This is a genomic window from Thalassobacter sp., assembly GCF_982993085.1.
The window spans coordinates 1-5,328 of the sequence record NZ_CEZFMW010000163.1; the positions used below are offsets into that span (position 1 = coordinate 1).

At 56.4% G+C, this 5,328-nt stretch carries 7 protein-coding genes; 5 read left to right on the forward strand and 2 right to left on the reverse strand.

Features of this window, described 5'->3' with window-relative positions:
- Nucleotides 1–26 precede the first annotated feature (26 nt).
- The 5 genes from AC4GMC_RS16955 to mnhG are packed head-to-tail and all read left to right on the forward strand — an operon-like array spanning nt 27 to nt 3,106.
- A complete protein-coding gene (locus AC4GMC_RS16955) occupies nt 27–410 on the forward strand; it encodes a Na+/H+ antiporter subunit C (RefSeq protein WP_487879368.1) in 384 nt (127 codons plus the stop codon).
- A complete protein-coding gene (locus AC4GMC_RS16960) occupies nt 407–1,957 on the forward strand; it encodes a Na+/H+ antiporter subunit D (RefSeq protein WP_487878173.1) in 1,551 nt (516 codons plus the stop codon). The genes AC4GMC_RS16955 and AC4GMC_RS16960 overlap by 4 nt, the downstream gene beginning before the upstream one ends.
- Nucleotides 1,954–2,433, forward strand: a complete 480-nt coding sequence (locus AC4GMC_RS16965; RefSeq protein WP_487878172.1) for a Na+/H+ antiporter subunit E — start codon at nt 1,954–1,956, stop codon at nt 2,431–2,433. The genes AC4GMC_RS16960 and AC4GMC_RS16965 overlap by 4 nt, the downstream gene beginning before the upstream one ends.
- Entirely contained in the window at nt 2,430–2,774 is a 345-nt protein-coding gene (locus tag AC4GMC_RS16970) for an MrpF/PhaF family protein (protein WP_487878171.1), read from the forward strand. Before AC4GMC_RS16965 ends, AC4GMC_RS16970 begins: the two co-directional genes overlap by 4 nt.
- A complete protein-coding gene (mnhG, locus tag AC4GMC_RS16975; RefSeq protein WP_487878170.1) occupies nt 2,771–3,106 on the forward strand; it encodes a monovalent cation/H(+) antiporter subunit G in 336 nt (111 codons plus the stop codon). The genes AC4GMC_RS16970 and mnhG overlap by 4 nt, the downstream gene beginning before the upstream one ends.
- A 36-nt stretch (nt 3,107–3,142) precedes the next feature.
- On the opposite strand, the gene AC4GMC_RS16980 is transcribed toward mnhG, so the two are convergent.
- Complete coding sequence (locus tag AC4GMC_RS16980; protein WP_487878169.1) at nt 3,143–4,306, reverse strand: carbohydrate ABC transporter permease; 1,164 nt, start codon at nt 4,304–4,306, stop codon at nt 3,143–3,145.
- 1 nt (nt 4,307) lies between these two features.
- A partial coding sequence (locus AC4GMC_RS16985) for a carbohydrate ABC transporter permease (RefSeq protein ID WP_487878168.1) occupies nt 4,308–5,328 on the reverse strand: 1,021 nt, incomplete at its 5' end.

A 5,328-nucleotide genomic window follows, 5' to 3' on the forward strand; every position in this document is an offset into this window, starting at 1 on the left:
GTGCTCGCGCTGGAAGAGGAAGTCTGATGGAAAGTCTGATTGCCATCATGGTGGGGGTTCTTGTCGCCACATCTGTCTATTTAATGATGGCGCGCAATGTGCTGCGGTTCATCTTTGGTCTGGTGTTGCTATCTAACGCAGCCAACCTGACGATCTTTGCCGCCGGGGGGCTAACCCCTGAAACACCGCCCCTGATTGCAGAAGGCGCCGACACCGTAGTGGGCGCTGCCAATGCACTGCCTCAGGCACTGGTGCTGACGGCCATCGTGATTGGCTTTGGCCTGTTCGCCTTTGCGCTAGCGCTGGTTTACCGGACATACCAAAATCTTGGCACGCTCAACTCTGACGAAATGCGCATTGCGGAGCCGCATTTTGAGAGCGAAACCAAAGCTGGGGAGACCTCGAAATGAGTTGGTACCTCGCCACACCCATCATCCTGCCCTTCGCAACGGCTGTGTTGGCGTTTTTGTTCCGCAACACGCCTGAGGGGCGCTATATTTCGGTCGCGGGGTCCTTTGGGACTCTGATCGCCGCAGTCATTTTGATGGGCCAAGTGTTGGACCAAGGCGTTGTGGCCGCACAGATGGGCGGCTGGCCTGCACCCTTTGGCATCACGCTTGTGGCCGATTACCTAAGCGCCGTGATGGTGGTGATCACCGCGATAACCGGGCTCGCAGTCGCGATATATTCGATCGGTGACATCACCGAACGGATGGACCAATTGGGCTTTCACGCCCTGTTTCAGGTGCTCATTGCGGGCGTGACGGGTGCATTCCTGACTGGCGATTTGTTTAATCTCTACGTCTGGTTTGAGGTCATGCTAATCGCCTCGTTCGGGCTTTTGGTTCTGGGCGGCTCCAAGCAACAATTGGATGCGGGCATCAAATACGTCACCCTCAACCTGATCTCGACGATCTTGTTCCTGTCGGGCATTGGCTTGCTGTACGGCATGACCGGCACGCTGAACATGGCCGACCTTGCAGGCAGCGTTGACCGCATTCAGGACCAAGGCACATTGACCGTCATCGCCACGATGTTCCTGATCGGCTTTGGCGTAAAGGCTGCGGTTTTTCCGCTGTTTTTCTGGCTGCCCGCGTCCTATCACACCCCGTCTTTTGCGGTATCAGCCGTGTTTGCAGGGCTGCTGACCAAGGTCGGCGTCTACGCGCTCATCCGCATGTTCACGTTGGTGTTCGACACAGATGTCGCGTTCACCCACACACTGCTGTTGTGGATCGCAGGCTTCACCATGGTGACTGGGGTTCTGGGGGCCGCAGCGCAAACTGATTTCCGCAAAATCCTATCGTTCCACATCGTCAGCCAGATTGGCTACATGGTGCTGGGACTGGCGCTGTTTACACCGTTGGCACTGGTGGGGGCAGTCTTCTATTTGGTCCACCACATCATCGTAAAGGCCAACCTTTTCTTGATCGCAGGCGTGGCGCAGCGCATCTCAGGCAGTACGGAATTGGGCGCGATTGGCGGCATCTATAAGGGTGCGCCGTTTCTTGCGCTGTTGTTCCTGATCCCCGCGTTCTCACTTGCTGGCTTCCCGCCCCTTTCGGGGTTTTGGGCGAAGTATGTGCTGGTTAAGGCCGCCCTTGAGGTCGAGGGATGGATCATCGCCGGTGTCGCATTGGCCGTGGGTCTATTGACGATTTATTCGATGACCAAGATTTGGGGCCAAGCCTTTTGGAAGCCCCATCCCGACGGATACGTGCCCACGCTCGCGACCCTGCCCGCAGGCCAAAAGCTCGCGCTACTGACACCCATCACAGGGCTTGCGATCATGACCGTGCTTATCGGCGTCTTCCCGCAACCCTTCGTCAGCTTTGCCGAAACCTCGGCGGCTCAACTTTTGGAACCAACACTCTACATTGAAAAGGTGTTGGGTCTGAGCGCACCACTTGACGCTATCGCAGCCCCCGCGACGCCCCTGCCGGAGGTCACTCAATGAGCCTGTTCTTGCTAAACGTCATTCTCGCCGTGTCATGGGCGGCTCTTACGGGCAACTTTACCCTTTCGGGGCTGGCCGTTGGCACGGCCGTCGGCTTTGCCGCGCTCTGGGTTGCCTCTCCACTGTTCGAGGACAATGGCGGAGGATATTTCAAGCGTGTGTTCAAATGGGTCAAGCTAATCGTACTGTTCCACTGGGAGCTGATCATCAGCTCAGTCTACGTGGTGTGGGACGTTCTCACGCCTCATCACCGTGCCAAGCCTGGTATCATTTGCGTACCCCTAAAGGCCAAAGGCGAAGCTGAGGTATTGCTGGTGACGAACCTTATTTCGCTGACGCCAGGCACGCTCAGCATGGACGTGACCGAGGACTGCAACACCCTCGTGGTGCACGCGATGTTCGCCGACAATGCGGACCAAATTCGGGCCGACATTGAAAACGGAATGGAAAAATGGGTGCGGGAGGCGTTTGAATGACACCGCAAGAGTTCTTTGACTGGTCACTACACGCCAGCTTTATCATGGTGATGGTCGCCGTGGCCCTTGGGTTCATTCGCCTGATCAAAGGCCCATCGCTGGCCGACCGGGTCGTCGCGCTGGATCTGATGACGGTCTTGATTGTGGCCTTCTGCGGACTTTACGCCCTGTTGTCCGGGGTTCAGGCCTTTTTGGACGTGGCCATCGTGCTGGCACTGATTGGCTTTTTAGCAACTGTCGCCTTTGCCCGTTTTATTGAACGTAAAATTATCCGCGCCCAAGACACCACATTGGCTCAAGACTTGATGGATGAGCCCCCCACCGAGGAGCAAAAGCAATGAGCCTGATCATCATATCCGTGCTGCTGCTGCTTGGCGGGTTCTTCGCCTTTGTCGCGGCCCTTGGCATCGTCCGTTTGCCCGACGTTTTGATCCGAATGCATGCCTCAACCAAGGCAGGCACCCTGTCCTCTGGCCTGATCATGGCCGCAGTCGCGGTCTATTTCGGCGATACGCAAACGGTCGCGAAGTGCATCGCCATCGTTGTGTTCCTGCTCATCACGGCACCTGTGGGTGCGCATATGATCGGGCGCGCCGCATTTCGCGCCGGCGTGCCTCTGTGGGAACCGACCAAGATCGAACATGGCGTGCGCGAAAAACTGGGCATCGACTAAGGCAGGTCCGGGCGACAACCGCCCGGAACACACGTTTTATCCTTTGACCGCCCCGGCTGTCAGACCACTGACGATCTGGCGTTGGAACACCATCACCAACAAAAATAGTGGCGCCGTAATCGACACGGCCGCCGCCACGGCCTCTACCTGATCAGTGGTTGTTGTTTCGCGGTTGAAGTAACCCGCGATTGCCGGGACCATCGTCTGGTTCGACGCGTCCAGCAGTAGCGATGTCACCAAGAAGTCGTTGTAGGCCAGCAAAAAACTGAACAGTCCCGTCGTGATTACCCCCGGCCACATCACAGGCATGATCACCCAGCGAAACGCCTGAAAATGGGTGCAGCCATCCACGCGAGCGCTTTCGTCAAGCTCCTCCGGGATGCTTTGGAAGAACGACCGCAGCATCCAGATCGTGAACGGCTGGTTAATCGACACCAACACCGCGATCACCGCCAAGGGCTGCCCATAGAGTGTCGGCGCGTTTTCCCCCAAGATTGGGCGCAGCCATTCAGCGGAGTTGATGAAAAACGGCAAGTAGCCAGCAACCAAGACCGAGTGCGGCAAGGCGCGAAACACCAACGCTACGATCAAAATCCAGAAAGCGAGGTTTGATCCGGACCGCGCCAAACCATAGCCCGCCAGTGTCCCGACCGTCAGCGAAACAGTCACCACCCCCGCCGTCACCAACAGTGAGTTATTGAAGTTCTGCCAGAAGGCGTTTTCAACCCAAACCGCATAGTAATGTTCGGTCGTGAGACCCAAGATCGGCGTACCCAACGGGCCAGCCACGGCATTTAGCGGCACCAAGACCCATGGCAACACCACGAACAGGCCCACAATCACCATCACCGCAAAACCCGCGCAGATGACAAGCCAGCTGAACACCCGTTGTAATGTGCCAACCCCGGCGGCCATCGGCATCAACCACTTAACCGCCGCTTTGATCGACAGCCAAATGAATGCGAGCCCCAAGGCGATGTCGATCAACGACAGCCCGTCGCCCTTTGCCAAAGTCTCTGGCCCAAAAATCACCTCAGCGGCAGAGCTAGAGAAGGCATCAACCGGTGATTTGAAACTCATGGCGAGGACCCAAAACAATGGGAACGCCGCGAGCAAAAGCCAAAAGATCAAAAAGAGGTTCGAAGCCAGCTTGAGCCCAAACGGTTGGCGCATAGCGCGTGGAATGGCAGCCTCGCTCATGTCAGCCCCCCTTGTGATCGCGCCATGTGCGGCGCAGTGGCAGAATAAGGATCAGCACGATCCCGATCATCGTCAGCATCGCGCTGGCCGACGCTCGGCTGATCGCGCGGTTGCCCGCATCATCCGGTTGCAACAGATCGTAGGTCAGCCATTGCAGTGTGATCCGTTGCGATTGGGATGAGAAGCCGACGACTTCTTCGAATGCTCGATATGCATCCATGAGGTGGATCAGAGTGATAAAGATAATCAGCGGCATCAGGTGTGGAACAATCACATACCGCAACCGATCCCACCGCGACGCACCATCGATGATCGCACTTTCGAGGGTGTCTTGGTTGACCGTTTGCAGGCCTGCATAAAAGATCACAAAGGCAAAGGGAGCAACGTGCCATACCCGGTAAAACATCATCAAAAATTCAACCGCCCAGCCATTCGCCGCAACCGAGATGTCGGTCATAAACAGCGCCTCAAGCCAGACAGTCACAATTCCATCACCATAGAACAACCACCGGATCGACAGCGCACCAATGACCGGGGTGATGATGAATGGAAGCAGCGACACAAAGATCACCGGCCCCTTTACCGCCTTGGTCGCGTTATTGACTACCACCGCGATAGCCAGCCCAAGGCCCAATACAAAGGGCAGCGTGATCAATGTGAATGTCAGCGTGAACCGCAACGCCTTCCAGAAATCGATCTGAAGAATATTGCCCCATGCCCCCGATGAGATCGCTTCACCCACACGGTCCAGTTCCAACACATTGGCGTAGCTTTGTAGGCCAACCCATTTGGTTGTCGTCTGGATTTTGCCAAATTCGTCAAGGATCGGGACCGTTTTGACCTCGGTCACGCAGGTTTGGGCCAAAAAACCTGGTGTGCATGTCTCGACTTTAACCACCTCAACAATCGGCTGAGTGACTTGGAACGAATTCACCAGCACCGAGATAAGAGGCGCCGCAATGAACAGGAGCATCAAAAAGACGGACGGGCCGACGAACATCGCAAAGACTTTGGGCTTCATC